17 protein-coding genes are annotated in these 17,873 nt (G+C 47.7%); 4 read left to right on the top strand and 13 right to left on the bottom strand.

Features of this window, described 5'->3' with window-relative positions; all coding sequences use genetic code 11:
• Window positions 1-20 precede the first annotated feature (20 nt).
• From Q1A41_RS19150 to Q1A41_RS19115, 8 genes are all read right to left on the bottom strand, one after another.
• Window positions 21-875, bottom strand: a complete 855-nt coding sequence (locus Q1A41_RS19150; RefSeq protein WP_299982416.1) for a septal ring lytic transglycosylase RlpA family protein — start codon at window positions 873-875, stop codon at window positions 21-23.
• A gap of 4 nt (window positions 876-879) precedes the next feature.
• A complete protein-coding gene (mltB, locus tag Q1A41_RS19145; protein ID WP_299982413.1) occupies window positions 880-1,893 on the bottom strand; it encodes a lytic murein transglycosylase B in 1,014 nt (337 codons plus the stop codon).
• Window positions 1,894-2,011: 118 nt separating this feature from the next.
• On the bottom strand, window positions 2,012-3,157 hold the full coding sequence (rodA, locus tag Q1A41_RS19140; RefSeq protein WP_299982410.1) for a rod shape-determining protein RodA: 1,146 nt from the start codon (window positions 3,155-3,157) through the stop codon (window positions 2,012-2,014).
• Window positions 3,157-5,028: a penicillin-binding protein 2 gene (gene mrdA / locus Q1A41_RS19135; RefSeq protein WP_299982407.1), complete on the bottom strand. Its 1,872-nt coding sequence runs from the start codon at window positions 5,026-5,028 to the stop codon at window positions 3,157-3,159. Before mrdA ends, rodA begins: the two co-directional genes overlap by 1 nt.
• Before the next feature lie 137 nt (window positions 5,029-5,165).
• The gene (gene rlmH, locus Q1A41_RS19130) at window positions 5,166-5,633 is read right to left on the bottom strand and encodes a 23S rRNA (pseudouridine(1915)-N(3))-methyltransferase RlmH (protein WP_299982404.1); all 468 of its coding nucleotides are present in this window, start codon (window positions 5,631-5,633) and stop codon (window positions 5,166-5,168) included.
• Between the two features lie 7 nt (window positions 5,634-5,640).
• Window positions 5,641-5,997 carry a ribosome silencing factor gene (gene rsfS, locus Q1A41_RS19125; RefSeq protein WP_299982401.1) on the bottom strand — a complete coding sequence of 119 codons (357 nt, stop codon included), beginning with the start codon at window positions 5,995-5,997 and terminating at the stop codon, window positions 5,641-5,643.
• Between the two features lie 18 nt (window positions 5,998-6,015).
• Window positions 6,016-6,699, bottom strand: a complete 684-nt coding sequence (nadD, locus tag Q1A41_RS19120; RefSeq protein WP_299982398.1) for a nicotinate-nucleotide adenylyltransferase — start codon at window positions 6,697-6,699, stop codon at window positions 6,016-6,018.
• Entirely contained in the window at window positions 6,680-7,960 is a 1,281-nt protein-coding gene (locus tag Q1A41_RS19115) for a glutamate-5-semialdehyde dehydrogenase (protein ID WP_299982395.1), read from the bottom strand. The genes nadD and Q1A41_RS19115 overlap by 20 nt, the downstream gene beginning before the upstream one ends.
• A gap of 450 nt (window positions 7,961-8,410) precedes the next feature.
• Here Q1A41_RS19115 and Q1A41_RS19110 point away from each other — a divergent pair, with 450 nt between their 5' ends.
• The 3 genes from Q1A41_RS19110 to Q1A41_RS19100 all read left to right on the top strand — a co-directional run bounded on the left by Q1A41_RS19110 (window position 8,411) and on the right by Q1A41_RS19100 (window position 10,872).
• Window positions 8,411-8,728: a hypothetical protein gene (locus tag Q1A41_RS19110; protein ID WP_299982391.1), complete on the top strand. Its 318-nt coding sequence runs from the start codon at window positions 8,411-8,413 to the stop codon at window positions 8,726-8,728.
• Window positions 8,729-8,832: 104 nt separating this feature from the next.
• Window positions 8,833-9,513 (top strand): response regulator transcription factor, encoded by a 681-nt coding sequence (locus Q1A41_RS19105; protein WP_299982388.1) that lies wholly within the window; start codon window positions 8,833-8,835, stop codon window positions 9,511-9,513.
• 96 nt (window positions 9,514-9,609) lie between these two features.
• Window positions 9,610-10,872 carry an ATP-binding protein gene (locus Q1A41_RS19100; RefSeq protein ID WP_299982385.1) on the top strand — a complete coding sequence of 421 codons (1,263 nt, stop codon included), beginning with the start codon at window positions 9,610-9,612 and terminating at the stop codon, window positions 10,870-10,872.
• Here Q1A41_RS19100 and Q1A41_RS19095 read toward each other — a convergent pair.
• From Q1A41_RS19095 to Q1A41_RS19085, 3 genes are read right to left on the bottom strand one after another with little or no spacing between them, the layout of a single operon-like run.
• Window positions 10,844-11,494, bottom strand: coding sequence for an exosortase H-associated membrane protein (locus Q1A41_RS19095; RefSeq protein ID WP_299982382.1), 651 nt, complete (start codon window positions 11,492-11,494; stop codon window positions 10,844-10,846). The genes Q1A41_RS19100 and Q1A41_RS19095 overlap by 29 nt on opposite strands.
• Window positions 11,491-12,003, bottom strand: coding sequence for an exosortase H (gene xrtH, locus Q1A41_RS19090; protein WP_299982380.1), 513 nt, complete (start codon window positions 12,001-12,003; stop codon window positions 11,491-11,493). Before xrtH ends, Q1A41_RS19095 begins: the two co-directional genes overlap by 4 nt.
• Before the next feature lie 24 nt (window positions 12,004-12,027).
• Entirely contained in the window at window positions 12,028-14,541 is a 2,514-nt protein-coding gene (locus tag Q1A41_RS19085) for an MMPL family transporter (protein ID WP_299982378.1), read from the bottom strand.
• Window positions 14,542-14,896: 355 nt separating this feature from the next.
• Between Q1A41_RS19085 and Q1A41_RS19080 the strand changes: the two genes are divergently transcribed.
• Window positions 14,897-15,853: a D-2-hydroxyacid dehydrogenase gene (locus tag Q1A41_RS19080; protein ID WP_299982374.1), complete on the top strand. Its 957-nt coding sequence runs from the start codon at window positions 14,897-14,899 to the stop codon at window positions 15,851-15,853.
• Window positions 15,854-15,879: 26 nt separating this feature from the next.
• Here the strand turns inward: Q1A41_RS19080 and Q1A41_RS19075 are convergent, their stop codons facing one another.
• A complete protein-coding gene (locus Q1A41_RS19075; RefSeq protein ID WP_299982371.1) occupies window positions 15,880-16,479 on the bottom strand; it encodes a flavin prenyltransferase UbiX in 600 nt (199 codons plus the stop codon).
• The gene (gene mpl / locus Q1A41_RS19070) at window positions 16,479-17,837 is read right to left on the bottom strand and encodes a UDP-N-acetylmuramate:L-alanyl-gamma-D-glutamyl-meso-diaminopimelate ligase (RefSeq protein ID WP_299982368.1); all 1,359 of its coding nucleotides are present in this window, start codon (window positions 17,835-17,837) and stop codon (window positions 16,479-16,481) included. The genes Q1A41_RS19075 and mpl overlap by 1 nt, the downstream gene beginning before the upstream one ends.
• Window positions 17,838-17,873 lie beyond the last annotated feature (36 nt).

Here is a 17,873-nt window from a genome sequence, read left to right as displayed (position 1 = left end):
GTCTAGACTATCCTATTTATTTAGTCATTTACCACAAACCCCGAACCTAAGCTCAGAGCCTGTAAAGTTTGTTTTACGGCTGTAAGGTCAGCCACATTCTGTAATGGACCAATATGCACCTTAAATAAGCCCTTCGCTTGTTGCAATCGCATAGGCTCGGTAATTTGTTGCCGTAGATCTGCCATTAACTTCTCAGCCGCCGCTTTTTGGCTAAATGCGGCAACCTGCAAGAAAGATTGCTTGCTTGCAAGCGTTTCACTTTTGTTCTGACGCTCTACCTCAACGCCAGCGAGTGTCTGCGACCCAGCTTGCGAGGCCGCCACATAACCTGGGTAATCCAGTGGTGGATTGCCGCTATCGATAGCCTCCACTGATACCATAGCCGTACCCCGCTCCGCAAAACCAAGTTTACTTGCAGCCGCATAGCTTAAATCAATTATTCGATCGCCATGGAATGGGCCGCGATCATTAACCCGCACCACTACCGAGCGGCCATTTCGGTGATTAGTGACTCTGACATAACTGGGAATTGGCAATGTCTTATGGGCAGCGGTCATGGCGTACATATCATACACCTCACCATTTGAAGTGTTACGGCCATGAAATTTTTTACCATACCAAGACGCTTCACCTTGCTGGCGAAAGCCTTTTGAGTCCGCCATTACATAATAACTGATCCCGAAAATTTCATAGGGGCTTTTATTGCCCGCCCGCCCACGGCTTTCTTTTTTAGGTACAGCATCCGCCAAGCCTGAAAAATCAAGTGGTCGAGAGGGACCACTGTCTTTAACTTCTTGTTGACCACAGGCAGCAAGCAATAGCAGAACAGTTAGCTGCCCTAATTTAGCAATATACTTAGCCTGTAAAAGATCCACTATATTATCCTTTAGCCTTTTTTAGATCGTATTGTTTACGAATTTCCTGAGCCAACTGGTAAACCGCCATGGCATACATACGGCTATGATTATAACGGGTAATAACATAAAAGTTGTGCAAGCCTAACCAATACTCGGTACCTTTAGCCCCTTCCAACTTAACAAGGCTACTCACCTCATCTGCGGGAAGGTCTAGCATTGCCTTAAAACCCGCCTCGCCTAAAGATGAAACCGTGTACTTAGGCTTAAGCGACTGATTGGCCAGCTCTGATTTAAAGTTCTTTTCCAAAGCGGCTCGGGCAACCACTGGCGCGCCCTGGCGCCAGCCGTGGTGCTTGAAATAATTAGCGACGCTGCCAATAGCATCTCTTTTGTTTTTCCATATATCGGCAACCTTGTCACCATCAAAATCAACAGCATAGGAGCGAAAGCTAGACGGCATAAATTGCCCGTAACCCATCGCACCTGCGTAGGAACCTTTCAATGCCAATGGATCCTGTTGCTGCTCACGACTGAGTCGCAAAAAGTGCTTAAGCTCCTTAGTAAAGAACTCACTCCTTCTAGGGTAATCAAAAGCCAAGGTAGAAAGGGCATCCAGCACCCGATAGCCACCCATGATACGCCCATAACGAGTTTCAACACCGATAATGGCTACTATAATTTCTTGGGGAACTCCATATTTTTCTGAAGCCTCATCTAGGGCCGATTGATTTTTCCGCCAAAACTCAACCCCCTTAGGCGTGCGCTGTCCATCAAGAAATATCTTGCGGTAATCTTTCCACTCTAGAGCTTTTTCTGCAGGGCGCGACATGGCCTTCAAGATCGATTGTTTTTTCTTAGCCTCGGCAAATAAAGCCTCCAATTCCGCTCTATCAAAATCATGATCAGCAACCATCTCATCTATCAACTTAATAGCCTGAGGGTGCTGCGCATAGTTTTCAGCAAAGCTCTTGGTAGATGTCAGCGACGCCGATATTAGCAGCATCGTCATCCCAATGTTCTTTAAACCTGCAATCATCTATAAAACTCTTTTAGTATCTCTCAAAAAAACCAGCTTATCTTTTTATACAAGCAATTTATCTTTTAATAAAAGCCGGTTAATAATACAGCAATCAAAGCTATCAATAAGCGGCGTTTTAAATACTTACCTTTCTCCGTTCTGTACTAATGGCCATTAGCAAGCCAAAGCCTGTGAGCAAAGTAACCAGCGCTGTACCACCATGACTAACCAAAGGCAAGGGCACCCCAACAACCGGCAACAAACCTGTAACCATTCCTATATTCACAAAGATATAAACAAAAAAAGTAAAGGTAATACAACCAGCCAAGATACGATTGAAGCTTGATTGCGCTCTTGCAGCAATCAACAATCCCCGACCTAGGATAAATAAATAAATCAGCAACAACAGCAATACACCTAATAAGCCAAACTCTTCGGCTAGGACAGCAATAATAAAATCCGTGTGGCTTTCTGGCAGAAAATTCAACTGAGATTGAGTGCCATTCATCCACCCCTTCCCATAAACCCCTCCGGAGCCAATCGCCGTTTTAGATTGAATAATGTTCCAGCCTGCTCCGAGCTTATCGGCTTCGGGGTTGAACATAGTTAGGATGCGCTGTTTCTGGTAATCGCGTAGCACAAACTGCCACATCGGCCAGGCGCTCATTAAGGCCAGCAAACCGGCCCCCAAGATATAACGCCAACGCAGCCCTGCGAAAAACAGACCTATCAAACCAGAAGCTGCAATTAATAATGATGTACCCAAATCAGGCTGCTCAAGAATAAGCACTGTTGGCAGGCCTACAATCATTAAGCTCACAACGATATGTTTGAAGCTTGGAGGTAAAACTCTCACCCCCAAATAGGAGGCCACCATCATCGGCACGGCGAGCTTGATGACTTCTGAAGGCTGAAATCGAAAGCCTCCAATACTCAACCAACGCTGCGCACCTTTTGCTCCGGTGCCCATGATTAACACAAGCGCCAACAAGCCAACGCCACCGAGATAAAACCACGGCGACCATCGCTGTAAAAAGCTCATCTTAAATTGCGCCGCTGTGAACATCGCGACATAGCCAAGGGAGATAAAAACCGTTTGGCGCTGGATGTAGAATTTAGTTTCTCCGCTGGCGCTATACAATACGATTAAGCCAAAAGCGGTAAGCGCCAATAAACCAAGCAGTAGCGGCACATCAATATGAATTCGCTGCCAAACCCCCATCGGCTTGCGTAAGTCACGGCTGGCCTCGGGCATTCGACGTTGAAAGTCCTGCTGTACCATTATCGGCCCACCTCGACATTATCAAACTGTCCGCGAAGCAAATATTCATCGAATATTTCACGGGCAACTTTTGCCGCCAAAGAACTTTTTTCACCGTTTTCCACAATAACAGCGACAGCTATCTTAGGATTGTCAGCAGGTGCATAGCCAACAAATAAGGCATGGTCTCGCTGTCTTTCTGCAAGTGCCTCCGAATCGTATTCTGCATCTTGTGCAATACCAACCACCTGAGCAGTTCCGGTCTTCCCTGCCATTCGAAAATTAGCCTTTCTTGCGATCGACTTAGCCGTCCCTCTTTGCCCGTGCACAACTTCTTCCATTGATTCCATTACCAGCGACCAATTTTTCTCACTGGCTTCAACGACTTTTGAAGCTTTATCTGGCAACTCTTGCTCACCAACTCTTTTCACCAATCTAGGCTGACGATGAACGCCCTTTGATGCCAAAGTTGCTGTCATTGAAGCTAGCTGTAACGGCGTAGTTAAAACAAAACCTTGACCAATTCCCATGTTCAAACTGTCGCCAGGGAACCATGGCAAGCCCCTAACCCCTCTTTTCCATTTACGGGAAGGCCACAAACCGGATCGCTCACTGGGAATATCAACGCCGGTACGCTCGCCCAAGCCGAATTTATCACCAAATTCGTGCATCCGATCAATGCCCATGCGAAATGCCAAATCGTAGTAATAAACATCACAAGACTGCGCAACCGCTTGCTTCAAGGCTATACGATGACCATGACCACGCTTTTTCCAGTCTCGATATTTACGCTCTTCACCTTCAAGTTGATAGAAGCCCGGGTCACGAACCGAGTAATGTTCATCAATTATATTAGCCTCTAGCCCGCCTAGAGCCAGCATTGGCTTTAAGGTTGAACCAGGAGGGTAGCCACCTTGAATAGCCCGATTAAAAAGCGGCAGATCCGGTGATTCATTCAAAGCCCTATAATTTTTATAGCTAATTCCTGTCACAAATAAATTAGGGTCATAGCTAGGCGCGCTCACCATGGCTAAAACGCCCCCGGTTTCTATTTCCATCGCGACCACTGCGCCACGCCGACCACCAAGTGCAGCATAAGCTTTGCGTTGCAACTGAGCATCGAGAAATAATTGTAGGTTCTGGCCAGGGGTAGGATCGGTTCGCTCCAACACCCTTAACACTCGCCCTCTAGCATTAGTTTCCACTTGTTGATAACCAACATTTCCAAGCAAAAGCCTTTCGTACTGTTTTTCTAGGCCAATCTTGCCAATGGAATCCGTGCCGTTGTACAAGGCATATTCTTCAGGCGTTAACGACTTAAGCTCGCGCTCATTAATACGACCTACATAGCCGACATTATGAGCAAACAGCTCTTGCTGGGGGTAATGGCGAACCAACTGCGCTTCAACAACCACCCCCTTTAATCGATACTCATTGACGGCAATCTTGGCTATTTCCTCTTCCCCCAGAAGATAACGTAAGGGAATAGGCTCATAGGGACGACGGCGGCGCTTAGGTCGCTTCAACCGTTTATGAAAATCTTCCAACTCATCATCACTGATATCAACGAGTTGGCGCAATAAACGCAAGCTGGATTCCAAAGAACCCACCTGCTCTTTTACGATTGAAAGAGTATAGCTAGGTCTATTTTCAGCGAGCAGCTCGCCTCGACGACCGTAAATTAAACCCCGCGTAGGAGGCAATGGCTGTACCTGCACCCGGTTACGATCAGATTGGGTAACGTAGGTTTCATACTCAACAACCTGCAAAGTATAAAGGCGTGCAATAAGCACAATGACAAGCGCAACAATTAAAGCCGCTACGATAATCGCGCGCCGGAAAAAGATTCGAGCTTCATTATAATGATCTTTAAAACGCAGATGCTCAGACATGACGATATACTTCAGCTCTGCTCAAGACATTAACATTTGTGAGCCCTTGAATAAGCCCCCTAGCTAGGATTTGTTCCATGCCATCCCCAAGCAGCTAAACCACTGCCGTCAAAGCTCTTCACTACATCACCCTATTGTTATTTGTGATAGGGGTGATTATTTAAAATTGTCCAAGCCCGATATAACTGCTCGATCAAGACAATCCTCACCAACGGATGCGGCAATGTCAGCGCGGAAAGCGACCAGCGCACATCCGCACGCTGCAGACATTGCTGCGATAAGCCGTCAGGACCACCGATTAACAAGCTGTAATTATTGCCATCCATGCGCCAGCCCGCCAACTTATCGGCTAGCTGCTCAGTACTCCAAGGCTTGCCTTTCACATCAAGGGCGATCACCTTGTCACCATCTGGAATGGCCGCCAGCATTGCCTCACTTTCTTTAGCAATGGCCTTTTCTATGGAGGCGTTTTTGCCTCTAGGGCCCAGCGGCAATTCCAGCACCTCCACAGGAAAATCACGCGGCAGGCGCTTAGCATAATCTTTGTAGCCAGTTTCTACCCAAGCGGGCATTTTGGTACCAACAGCTATAATTCGAGTACGCATAGTTGAATTAGTTCAGATCGTCTTCGTCACTTTCATCTTGGCGATTGGCGGGTTCCATGGACCAAAGTTTTTCCAAGTCATAAAAGCGTCGGCTTTGCTCCAACATAACATGTACTACAATGCCACCTAGATCTACCAACACCCACTCACCGGTTTCCATGCCTTCAACCCCGAGAGGCTGCTCACCGGCCGCTTTTGCATCCATCACAACATTGTTGGCTAATGATTTCACGTGGCGGTTAGATGTTCCCGTTACAATGACAAGGGTATCCATTACATCGCTTAATTCAGCGACATCCAAACTTACAATATCTTGCCCTTTGACATCTTCCAGAGCATTGATGACAACTTGATTTAGATCCAAAAATAAAACCTCTTTGAGTTAGTTCGCACAGTATAGGCTGTGCTCTTCAATATAATTCGCCACACTTTGGGGCAATTCAGACAATTGCGAAGCAGGCACACCGGCAGCAAGCTGCTGCCTAATTTTCGTTGATGAAATATCCATTAAAGGCGCCTCAAGCAAAATCCATTTGCCTTTTGGAGTCACCAATATTGGCGCAACATCCTCGCACCGCCGAGCCTTGAGCTCAGCTTGCAACTTCGGCGGTAGCGCGCTCGCCGCTTCAGCCCAGCTCCAACCAGGGCGAGCCAAAACAATCAAATTGGCCAATTCAAACAACTGCTCCCAACGATGCCAGCGATGCAACTGCATTAATGAGTCTAGCCCCATACAGAAGCATAGGCAGGCTTTTTCATCATGCTCTAGGCGCCACTGCTGCAAAGTATCCACAGTATAAGATGGTCCACTACGCCCCAACTCTCTAGCATCCACCGATAAGTTAGGGAACGGCGTTAGCGCCAGGTTCAACATTGCCAAGCGTTGCCGCGCAGAAACATTGGCCAAACCCTTCAAGGGTTGCTGGGCGGCAGGCAATAAAGCCATTCCCTGCAAGCCTAAACTTTGCTGTACTTTTTCAGCAAGGCATATATGGCCACGATGCACCGGGTCAAAACTCCCCCCGAACAAGCCAAATGCCGGCAGCTTAGTTGCGGATATGGCCATCACCGAACACTATCCACTTTTGAGATGTGAGCCCTTGCAGACCAACAGGCCCTCGAGCGTGAATTTTATCCGTCGAGATACCAATTTCCGCACCCAAGCCATACTCAAAACCATCAGCAAAGCGAGTAGACGCATTGGCCATAACCGATGCAGAATCAACTTGGGCTAAAAATGCCCTTACACGGCTATAGTCTTCACTCACTATGCTTTCGGTGTGACCTGAGCTGTGGCGTGCAATATGAGCAATCGCCTCGGCCATATCACGGACTAGCTTTACCGCCAACACCGGGGCCAAATACTCTGTATCCCAATCTTCTGGGCTTGCTTGAACGAGCAAGTCACCGTCGGCCTCACTAAATTCAAGAAGCTTTGAGTAAGAAGTTTCACAGGCTCGCAGCTGCACACCTTTATTCCAGTAAGCTTTTGCCAAATCCGTTAAAAACCCACCCGACAAATCTTCATGTATGAGCAGAGTCTCCATCGCATTACAAACACCATAACGGTGTGTTTTGGCATTAACGGCAATAGCTTTTGCCTTATCCAAATCAGCCTTATCATCTAGGTAGACATGGCATATGCCGTCTAGATGCTTAATAACATTTACCTTGGCCTCATTGCTTATTCTCTCGATCAGACCTCGGCCTCCACGGGGGACTATGACATCGACAAACTCCGGCATAGTAATCATTGCTGAAACAGCCGCCCGGTCCGTCGTTTCAATAACTTGCACAGCATTTTCAGGCAGCCCCGCTAAGACGAGGCCCGTAGTGATGCATTTGGCAATGGCCTGATTCGAATGAAATGCCTCTTTGCCTCCACGCAATATCGTGGCATTGCCTGATTTTAAGCATAAGCTGGCCGCATCAATGGTCACATTAGGACGCGACTCATAAATAATCCCGACCACCCCAAGCGGCACCCGCATCTTGCCAACCTGAATACCGCTCGGACGATAACTCATATCACTGATTTCGCCACAGGGGTCCGGCAACGCAGCTACCTGCTGCAAGCCCTCTACCATCTGATCAATTCCAGCTTCTGTGATCGCCAAACGATCCAATAAAGCGTCCTCTAAGCCAGAATCTCGTCCCAGCTGCAAGTCAGTGTCATTGGCTTGTAAAATTTGTTCTTGCTGAGCCTTAAGCTCGGCGGCTATTGCAAGCAAGGCCTGGTTCTTTTGGCCGCTATCAGCCAAAAGCAGCTCCCGCGAAGCCGTTCTCGCCTGCTGCCCTAACTGGCGCATATAACTATCAATATTCATAACTTTGCTATTTACTTGGTAAATTATCGGCTTGTATTTTCAAGCTTTTGACTCGTTACAGTCACGATTGGTAATCCGCTACCTAACAAACGAGCATAACTGGGCATTATACCTTGTTTCTAAGGCACTGACTGCGTCGAACAGCGAGCAATTTTAAGGCCCACAAAGCAATAATATGCGCCAAGTTTCAGCCAAGGTTCAGGCAAACGCTTTTAGCCTGATACTCTGATCTGGTTGATCACACAAAAAAGGCAAGCAAGGTGGCACATATAACCGGCCGACATTTCAGACATACCGGTGTAAAATAGCCTTAGACGTAGTTGCAGGCGCCAAAGCCAAATGCGGCGCCATAACAGCACTGATCAAAATAAGAGGCAAATATTGCCCACGATCAGCTCGCTTGTTCTAGACTGCTTAATAGCAGCCAATGCTCTAACCGGAACATATTAAATGACACAGCATCGACAACTAATTGCTTCGCTTATTGCCCTCATGGGCCTTGCCTTACCGCTTAGCGCAGTAAGCATTGAAGACAAAACGCCCAATGTCGACCAGCAGACCATTGAGCAGCGAACAATAATCCAACTGGCAAAAGCAGGCAGTCAGGATGACGGCAAAGCGACACCAAATGGCCAAGCTAAAGCCGCACAAAAAGCGCTTAAGAAATCTAAGGGAAAAGTTCTCAAAGTTCAAAGAGGTCAGGCCGGATACACTGTGAAAGTACTTACAGCCTCTGGTAAAGTACAACAGATATGGATTGCTGATTAGAACTCAGCGCCTACGCTGCCAGAAAAATAAGCTGGCGCCAGAAAACAAAAACATATGCCACTATAAATGATTCCCCGTGGCTTAAGACCATTACGAGACCAGTTATGCGCTTACTTGTTGTCGAAGACGAGCCACATATCCGCGAGCAGATATGCACGCAACTCAAATCTGCTGGCTATGTTAGCGATGCTTGCGGCGATGGCCGCGAGGCAATTTTTTTAGGTACCGAGCATCCATATGACCTAGCTATCATCGACCTAGGCCTACCTGAAGTCGATGGCCTAGAGGTTGTAAAGACACTGCGCGCAGAAGGCAAAAAGTTCCCGATCTTGATTCTAACAGCTCGCGGCAATTGGCAAGACAAAGTCGAAGGACTTGAAGCTGGTGCCGACGACTATGTTGTTAAACCGTTTCAAAATGAAGAATTACTCGCTAGGATCAATGCCCTGCTCCGCCGCGCAGCGGGTCACGCAAGCCCAAGTCTTGATTATGGTTCACTTGTCATCAACACCACGGCAAAAACAGTCAGTCGTGATGGCAATAAGCTGGAGCTCACCAGCTTCGAATACAATACTCTTGAATACTTGGCCCTCAATGCTGGCAAGCTGGTTTCAAAAACAGAATTAACCGAACACCTGTATGATCAAGACTTTGATCGTGACAGCAACGTAATTGAAGTTTTTATTGGCCGCTTAAGAAAGAAAATTGACCCTAATGGCGACTTAAAACCTATCGATACAGTTCGTGGCCAAGGCTATCGCTTTGCTTTGGAAACACAAAATTAAGGCTTTTCTCTTTTGCGCCTATTTCGTTCTCTTGCCTCGCGCTTTACCCTAGCATCACTTTTGGTTTTACCTGCAGTCCTAGGGTTAAGCGGCTACATGCTCGACCAAGCCTTTCAACGAAGCTTAAGTACCGCTGAAAAAAATCGCCTCAACAGCCATATGTACTTGCTGCTTGGCTCGATAGATATCAGCGCGGGCCAGCCCAAGCTATCTCAAGAATTAAATGACCCAGACTTTAGCCGGCCTGGCTCTGGACTTTACGCTTGGGTACACACCCCCCTTGGAATGCAGTGGCAATCCCCGTCCGTTTTGTTCCCAACGCCCAGCAACTTGATGCCCCAAAGCATTGAAGCTGGAACACAACATTTTGAAGAGATAAGACATAGCAGCCAAGGCCGAGTCTTTAGTTTAAGCTTCGATGTAGAATGGGAAAGCAAAGAGGGAAACCTTCCCGTTCGCCTTACTATCTGGCGAGATAGCGCCATTTGGAGCGCTGAGTTAAGCACCTATAGGCAGCAACTTGGCCAATGGCTTGGTAGCCTCGGCGTCTTTATCATACTCGCACAATTACTCATCATGCGCTGGGGGCTGCAGCCGCTAAAGCGACTTAAAGATGATATCGATAAACTGCGAGAATCCTCAGAACAACAGCTACCAGGGGATTACCCATCGGAAATCATTCCCGTTACCCATAGCCTGAACCAGGTGCTAGCCAATCAAAGTCAGCAAAGCGAACGCTATAAAAATACCTTAAATGATTTAGCCCACAGCCTGAAAACACCGCTTGCGGTCATCTCAGGCTTCGCCCAACAAGACCCTGAGTTTGAGAAGAAGCTGACTGACCCCCTGCGCCGCATGGACGAGATTATCAGCCACCAACTGAACCGCGCCAGCCTTGGTGCAAAGGTAAATATCAACCACAGCATTGACCTGCGCCAACTTTGTAAGCGCCTGATTACCGCCCTGGGTAAAGTCTACGGACGAGATGAAAAGGATTTTTCGCTATTGATTCCAGCTGATTGTCGCATTCAAGGTGAAGAAGCCGACTTCATGGAGCTTATGGGCAATCTACTTGATAATGCCTGCAAATACGGACACCGACAGGTATTTGTCGACGCCGAAGAAATGGATGGGCAGTGGGTGATCCGCGTGGAGGATGACGGGCCAGGAGTAGCAGGCAACCAAAGGCAAAGCATTCTTACCCGCGGCCAACGCGCCGACACTGCCAATAAAGGTCAAGGAATTGGGCTGGCAGTTGCAATCGATATCGTAAGTGCCTACAGCGGTAGCGTAGAGGTTGGCCGCTCTCCAATTTTGGGCGGGGCTTCTTTTATTCTGACCCTTCCGGTGCAGCGCTAGTCGCCTTTGCCTGCCTAAGACCTGACACAAACAAGCTTTGTAATTGCTCCTGATTGGTTAATACCCATAAAAAAACAGGTACCAAAACAGGCAGCATTAAAGTAGATAATTGAAAACCTAGCGCAATAAAGTCTCGCGAAGCATACCAGTAGCGATTGGCCTCAATAAATGCCCCACCAAGCCCAACCATTACGGACTTGGCGCAAAGAAAGACCATGCTTACAATAATAACAAGGTACATAACGAACAAGGATATAGCGATATGCTTCTTAGGCTGCCAATTCCACAGGGCTGCCTGCAGGGCAAAAAAGAATGGCACAGAATAACTCAAAACACGAACATTAGACTCGAATGCCAAGGCATAACCTGCAGCTCGAGCGGGAACCAAGCGCCCCTGAACCTCCCCCCAATTGGTAGCTGCCTGCAAACTACCATCAAGTAGCTGTAAACTATGAAAGGACTCAGGTAAAAGCAAAGCCAACACGCCGCCCGCAATATCCACCGCTGGCCGCAACCACCAATCCCCAATAAACCACCAAAGAGCAAAGCAGGGGATCATGGCTAAAATAATTCTTAGAAAAAACTTTCCCGCACCCAATTGCTGCTCTACTTGAACATTCATGCAGCCGCCCCTTCAGGCTGAGCTTCTTCTTGTCCCTTAGCGATGATTCGCAGCCATACCAAAAACACCGCTAACACATCGACCATAATCAACACCGGCCATAGATATAAATGCGCCCACTCGAACACCTCCATATTCCATTGACCAAGATAGAACAAACTGATGATGCGCAAAATATTTGCAACCTGAATGGCAAAAAAACCAATAACAACAACCGCAAGCTTTTGCTTTATGGTTGCGGGGAATGCAACGGCTGCAGCGATTAGCATAATAGTCGCTTCAACCCCATTGCAGCCAGGCTCTATCGACACCGCAAAGCCATTTGCTGAGCTCTGCAATATTTTGCCGTAAGCCAACACATCGGCATCAAAAGGAGTAATAATAGCGACGCAAACTTTAGCGATAAATGCTGTAAAAGGCAGGATCACACTTTGCTGCACAGGGCCAAGCATTTCCAATCCAAATAGCACAACCAGAACGCCGAAAAACCAAGCACTGTAGCGAAGCATGTAATTTCCTTTTAATAGCTTGGTCTAAGCGGACTCTGGACCTAAAGGCTTGAATAGAATGATCAGTTTCGGCAACAATACCAAAGAAGCCAAAGTGGCCGCAATCATCGAACCGCCGGTTAATAAGCCAAAATAAATCGATGGGATAAATTCTGACAGCGACAGCACTGAAAAACCAACAATAATGGTGATCGCGGTATAATAAAGCGCCCTACCAATGGTGCCATGGGATCGATGCATGGTGGCAATGTAATTACCATCTTTTGCAAACTCACGCTTAAAGCAGGTTATGTAGTGAATTTCATGGTCAACGGCAATACCTACAGTAATCGCCGCAATGGTTATCGTCATCATATCCAGAGGAATACCAGCGATACCCATTGCGCCTAAAACCATAAAGGCGGCCAGCATATTAGGCACGATTGCGACCAAAGCCAAAGAGAATGATCTAAATAGGATAACAAACATCACCATGATGGCGATAAAGACTGCGCCAAGAGTCATGATCTGAGAGTCAAACAAGCTATTTAGCATATTGTTATACAGCACCAACATACCACTAAAGTGGATTTGCTCAGGTGCAAAGCCCAACTCATTAATTGCGTGATCTCGTATCTTGGCCATGATCGTCATGCGATCAAGATCAGCACTGGTTTCCACCAATCGCATGGAAATTCTTGTCTGCTCCTGCTCAAGGGCCAGGTATGGCTTAACCAAGACATCATTAATACTATCCGGCAGAGCCTGACGAAGAATCGCCAATTCAAAATCACTCAAGCTGCCGCCATTGACATCTTTTGCAACCTTATAGGCGATGGCTAATGATTGAACTTTACCCACCTCTGGCAGAGACTCTAAGTAATCGTGTAAGGACTCGACCTTGCGCAAGCCTGCACTGGTAAACCAATAAACCGTATCGGCTTCGGCAGATTCATCAGCAAATAGATCATCACCGAATTCATCATCGAATTCGTCCGAAAACTCATCATCCTCTTCGACACCGACCTCTTCAGCTACCGCAACTTCGGGTGCTATATCGATAATAATCTCGAGCGGCATGGTTCCACCCAAGCGGCGGTCAATAGCTTCCATCCCCTGATAGATTTCAGTGTCTTTATGGAAGTAATCGATAAAGCGGTTATCCACTTTAAGCAAGCTTATGCCGTATGCGGATGCCAATGCCGCCAAAATTGAAAGCACGATAACTAAGCCACCACGCTGCTCCGCAAAACGAGAAAAGCTCAGGGTGAATGCTTTCGACTGATCGCCATTGTCCTTGGGCTCACCCAAAGGCCACAGCATCAATCCGGCCGGCAATAGAATAAAGGCCATGCAAAAACCAACCGCCAAACCCATGGTCATCATCCAGCCAAAATCGATAACCGGGCGGATTCCACTTACCACTAAGGAGACAAATGCAACCACTGTGGTCAATGCCGTAAATAAACAAGGGCGCAACATATAGTGCACCATGTCCATGACTAGCTGGCCCTTACTCCAATGCGGGTGCTCGCCATAGGATTCACGAAACCTAACCACCAAATGAATAGTAATAGCCAGAGTCGTAATCAATAATAGAGCAACAAAATTTGAAGAAATAACCGTCAGACGCCAATCCAGCCAACTCAGCAGTCCCAGCATCAGAACAGCGGTCAGGATACAAGTTGATAGCGGCAAAATGATAAAGCGCCATTGGCGAAAAATAACTGCCAGCAAGAGCACGATAAAAATTACGATACCCAAACCAAAAACAGTCAAATCACTTTGGATAAAGTCAATCATATCGGCGGTGATCATCGTCACACCACCAACAAACATTTCGGCTCTGTCGGAATAGGACGTTACCACTTCCCGCACCTTAGCAACCCTGGCCTTGTCTTTAACAGCCGCCTGGGTCCGATAATCTAAAAACTCCGCACTGACACGCTCATACTCTTGCTGCTGCTCTGCACTCAGCTGCCCTGCCTTAAAAAGTGCTCGCAATTCGTCACGCTGCTTCACCAGCGCCAAGTATTTATTATCTACCTTTAGGTTCGCCAATATTGCCGTTGTGCGGCCATCTGGGCTCAGCAACATGTCGCGATATATTGGGCTATTCCAAAACTCTTGCTTGGCAAGCTCCCGGTCAACCCCTTCACTCATAAGCGTTCGAGGCTCGTCGCTTAAATCGGTCAAGCTGAGCTTGGGGCTATAAAGTAAGGGAACATCCAGCATACCCAATACAGAATCTACCCCTTCAATTTGGGCTAATTCATCTGACAAGCTACGCAGGTCATTGATCGATTGATCTGAAAATAAATCGGCGTTTGGACGGTAGGTAACAACCAAGAAGTCTCCGCTTTGGTAGCGACTATAAACTTCGCGGAAATAATCCAAGTCTTTATCGTTTTCAAGGGTAAGGGACTCAGATGAAGCATCCAGCTTGAAATTTGGCAAGCCGGCTGCCGCTAAGGCGGTCAACGCTATAACCAAAACTAAACCCAACCAAGGACGCTGAATCACTAATCCTTGGTAAAATGCCGCTAAACCTCTTAGCATGATAGACCTTATACTCCGAATTCCCCCTCCGCCGCGGGGGCTAAATTGTTACAGCCGCTGGGGCTAGATTGCAATAAAAGCCGAATAATATCCTATTGAGGCGCTAATAGCCTGAAAAAGACAGAAATTCACCGAACTTTACACCTGTGAAAACAGTAACTTAGAGCTGAGCTTACGACGATTACAGGAGCTTACTCTGAGCGACCACACAAGAACCCTTGATTTAATAGCCCAGCCAAGCCTAGCATTTACACCCTCAGCCGCTTATTACTATTCCAAGAGGCTCAATCATTGAGCCCCACATTGCTGAATGGTTCCACAGCGCAAGCCAACACCTAAAGACAGGTCAATTTTTATGCACAATGCTGTAATTCTCGATGCCGATAGTCTAGGCCCAAAAGACCTCGACCTGAGCCCACTACTCGACCAAGTAGAGCATTGGGAGATACACGGCACCACGAACATGAAAGAGCGACTAACTCGCTGTCAAAATGCAGAACTAATTGTCAGCAACAAGGTGCTTCTTGATGAAGAGTTAATTTCAGCCTGCCCCCAATTAAAACTCATTTTAATTGCCGCCACAGGCAGTAATAACGTAGACCTTAAGGCCGCCAAAAAGCACGGCGTAAGAGTATGCAATGTGGCAGGCTACGGGACCGCTAGCGTCGCACAACACTGCTGGGCGATGATTCTCAATCTAGCCACTCAGTTGAATCGCTACCATCAGGCTTGCCGCGAAGGCCATTGGAGCCAAAGCCCTTTTTTTTGCATGCTGGATTTTCCAATTACCGAGCTCAGTGGTAAAACACTGGGGATTATTGGGCATGGCAGTATTGGCAAAGCTGTTGCTGACATAGGCAAAGCCTTTGGTATGCAGATATTAATTGCCGCGCGCAAAGGAGAAGCCGCGCAACCGCCGCGAGTAGACTTTAATAAGCTATTGGAACAAAGCGACGTTATCAGCCTGCACTGCCCGCTCAATGAAGATACTGTGTCGCTGATTAGCAAAGCCGAGCTAGCAGTCATGAAAAACAGCGCACTGCTAATCAATGTATCACGCGGTGGGCTCATCGATGAAGCGGCATTACAAGATGCGCTAGAATCCAATCAAGTTGCTGGTGCAGCACTAGATACCCTCAGCCAGGAACCTCCCCCAGCCGACCACCCATTACTGCATTTGAATGATCAAAATTTATTGCTAAGCCCTCATTCTGCATGGGGCAGCCGAGAAGCCAGGCAAAGACTACTAAACATAATGGCTGCCAACCTGGAGAGCTTTTTAGCTGGTCGAGAACAAAATGTTTTAGCCTAAAGGCCTAGCATCGCCAATAGGCTCTATTACTCTCCCCAACGCGGCATAATGCTTTGCTCGATACCCAGTTGATCCAGAATTCGCGCAACCACAAAATCAATCAAATCTTCAATTGAATTGGGGTTGTGATAGAAGCCTGGGCTCGCCGGCATCACAATGGCGCCAAGCTGAGTGAGCTTCAACATGTTTTCGAGGTGGATAGCCGAATACGGCATCTCCCTGGGCACCAACAACAGCGGCTTACGTTCTTTCAGCACTACATCAGCTGCCCGCTCAATAAGATTGTTGCTTGCTCCGCAGGCAATAGCCGATAAGGTTCCTCCACTCGCCGGACAGATTACCAGCGGCGCGCAATGGCTTGAACCTGAGGCCACCGGTGAGAACCAATCCTCTCGACTGTAGTAACGCAACTGTTCGGCGTCTACTTGATAATGCTGACAAAACCACGGCCCCCAAAGCGATTCATCTTCAGGCAATTGGAATTCTGTCTCAGTGTTGATAACAACAGCTGCGGCTCGTGACACCATCAAATTAACACGACAATTCGCGGCCAAAAGGCACTGCAGTAAACGCAATGAATATTGCACTCCAGAGCCACCGGTTATTGCCAGACTGATTGTTTGCATTAGCCCACCCCTCTTTCCTTCAAGGCATTTAGCAGGCGCTGATGTAGACCACCAAAGCCACCATTACTCATAAGCACCACATGATCACCGCGCTTTAGCGATGACAATAGCTGCTGCAACAAATGATCGATGCTGTCAGCCACAAACAGGGAGTCTGCGACAGAGCTTGCATAATCCTCTAAGCGCCAATCCATGCCTGGAGGCTGCAGGCAAAATACTTGATCTGCTTTTATGCAAGACTGAAAGAGAGTCTCCTTGTGCACTCCAAGCTTCATGGTGTTAGAGCGGGGCTCCAAAACAGCTACAATACGCTTGCCTCCCAACTTATTCCGTAGCCCCTCCAGAGTTGTAGCAATGGCGGTTGGGTGATGGGCAAAATCATCGTACACCGTTATACCGGCCACCTCACCCAGATTTTCCAAACGTCGCTTGACGCCAGCAAATTGCCCTAAGGCTTCAGCAGCATGCCCGAGCTCAACGCCAACATGTCGAGCGGCCGCGATGGCCGCCATCGCATTGGCCACATTGTGCTGACCGTTTAAGCCCCACTCAACTACAGCTTGCTGTCCTTGTGGGTCTTGCAGGGTAAACTGACTGCCATCGGCATTGCAGGCTAACAGCTTCCAGTCGCCCCCAAGCGATTGTGTCTCGCTCCAGCAGCCCATACCCAACACCTCTTCCACTGCCGGTACATCGGATGGATATATGACCTGCCCCACACTCGGCACTGTTCTAACCACATGATGAAACTGCTTTTGAATATCTTCCAATGAATCAAAGATATCCGCATGATCAAACTCTAAGTTATTAATCACTAATGTCTGAGGGCGGTAGTGCACAAACTTAGATCGCTTATCAAAAAATGCACTGTCGTATTCATCAGCCTCAATAACAAAGAAGTCTGACCCACCCAATCGCGCTGACACGGGGAAATTAGCAGGCACTCCGCCAATCAGAAAGCCAGGTGACATGCCGGCAAACTCTAGAATCCAAGCCAACATTGAGCTGGTGGTCGTTTTTCCATGGGTACCTGAAACCGCCAACACCCAACGACTCTGCAACACATGATTACATAACCACTCTGGCCCTGAGCAGTATGGCAAGCGTTTATCTAAGACATATTCCACAGCTGGATTCCCACGCGACATGGCATTACCAATAATCACCAAATCTGGTGCAGGGTTTAAAACATCACTGTCGTAGCCTTCATGCAAAGTGATGCCAGCCTGCTCTAACTGTGTACTCATTGGGGGGTAAACATTGGCATCACTGCCGCTTACCTGATGGCCAAGTGCCTTAGCTAGCTGCGCCAAACTCCCCATAAAGGTGCCACAGATTCCTAAAAAATGAATGTGCATAAATTCCTCATAGCATGTCCCCCAAAGGGGGTACCG

This window comes from uncultured Pseudoteredinibacter sp., assembly GCF_947502065.1.
In the GTDB taxonomy this organism is placed as follows: domain Bacteria; phylum Pseudomonadota; class Gammaproteobacteria; order Pseudomonadales; family Cellvibrionaceae; genus Pseudoteredinibacter.
Note: the sequence above shows the minus strand (reverse complement) of the source record. Positions and strands in the feature narration are given on the sequence as shown.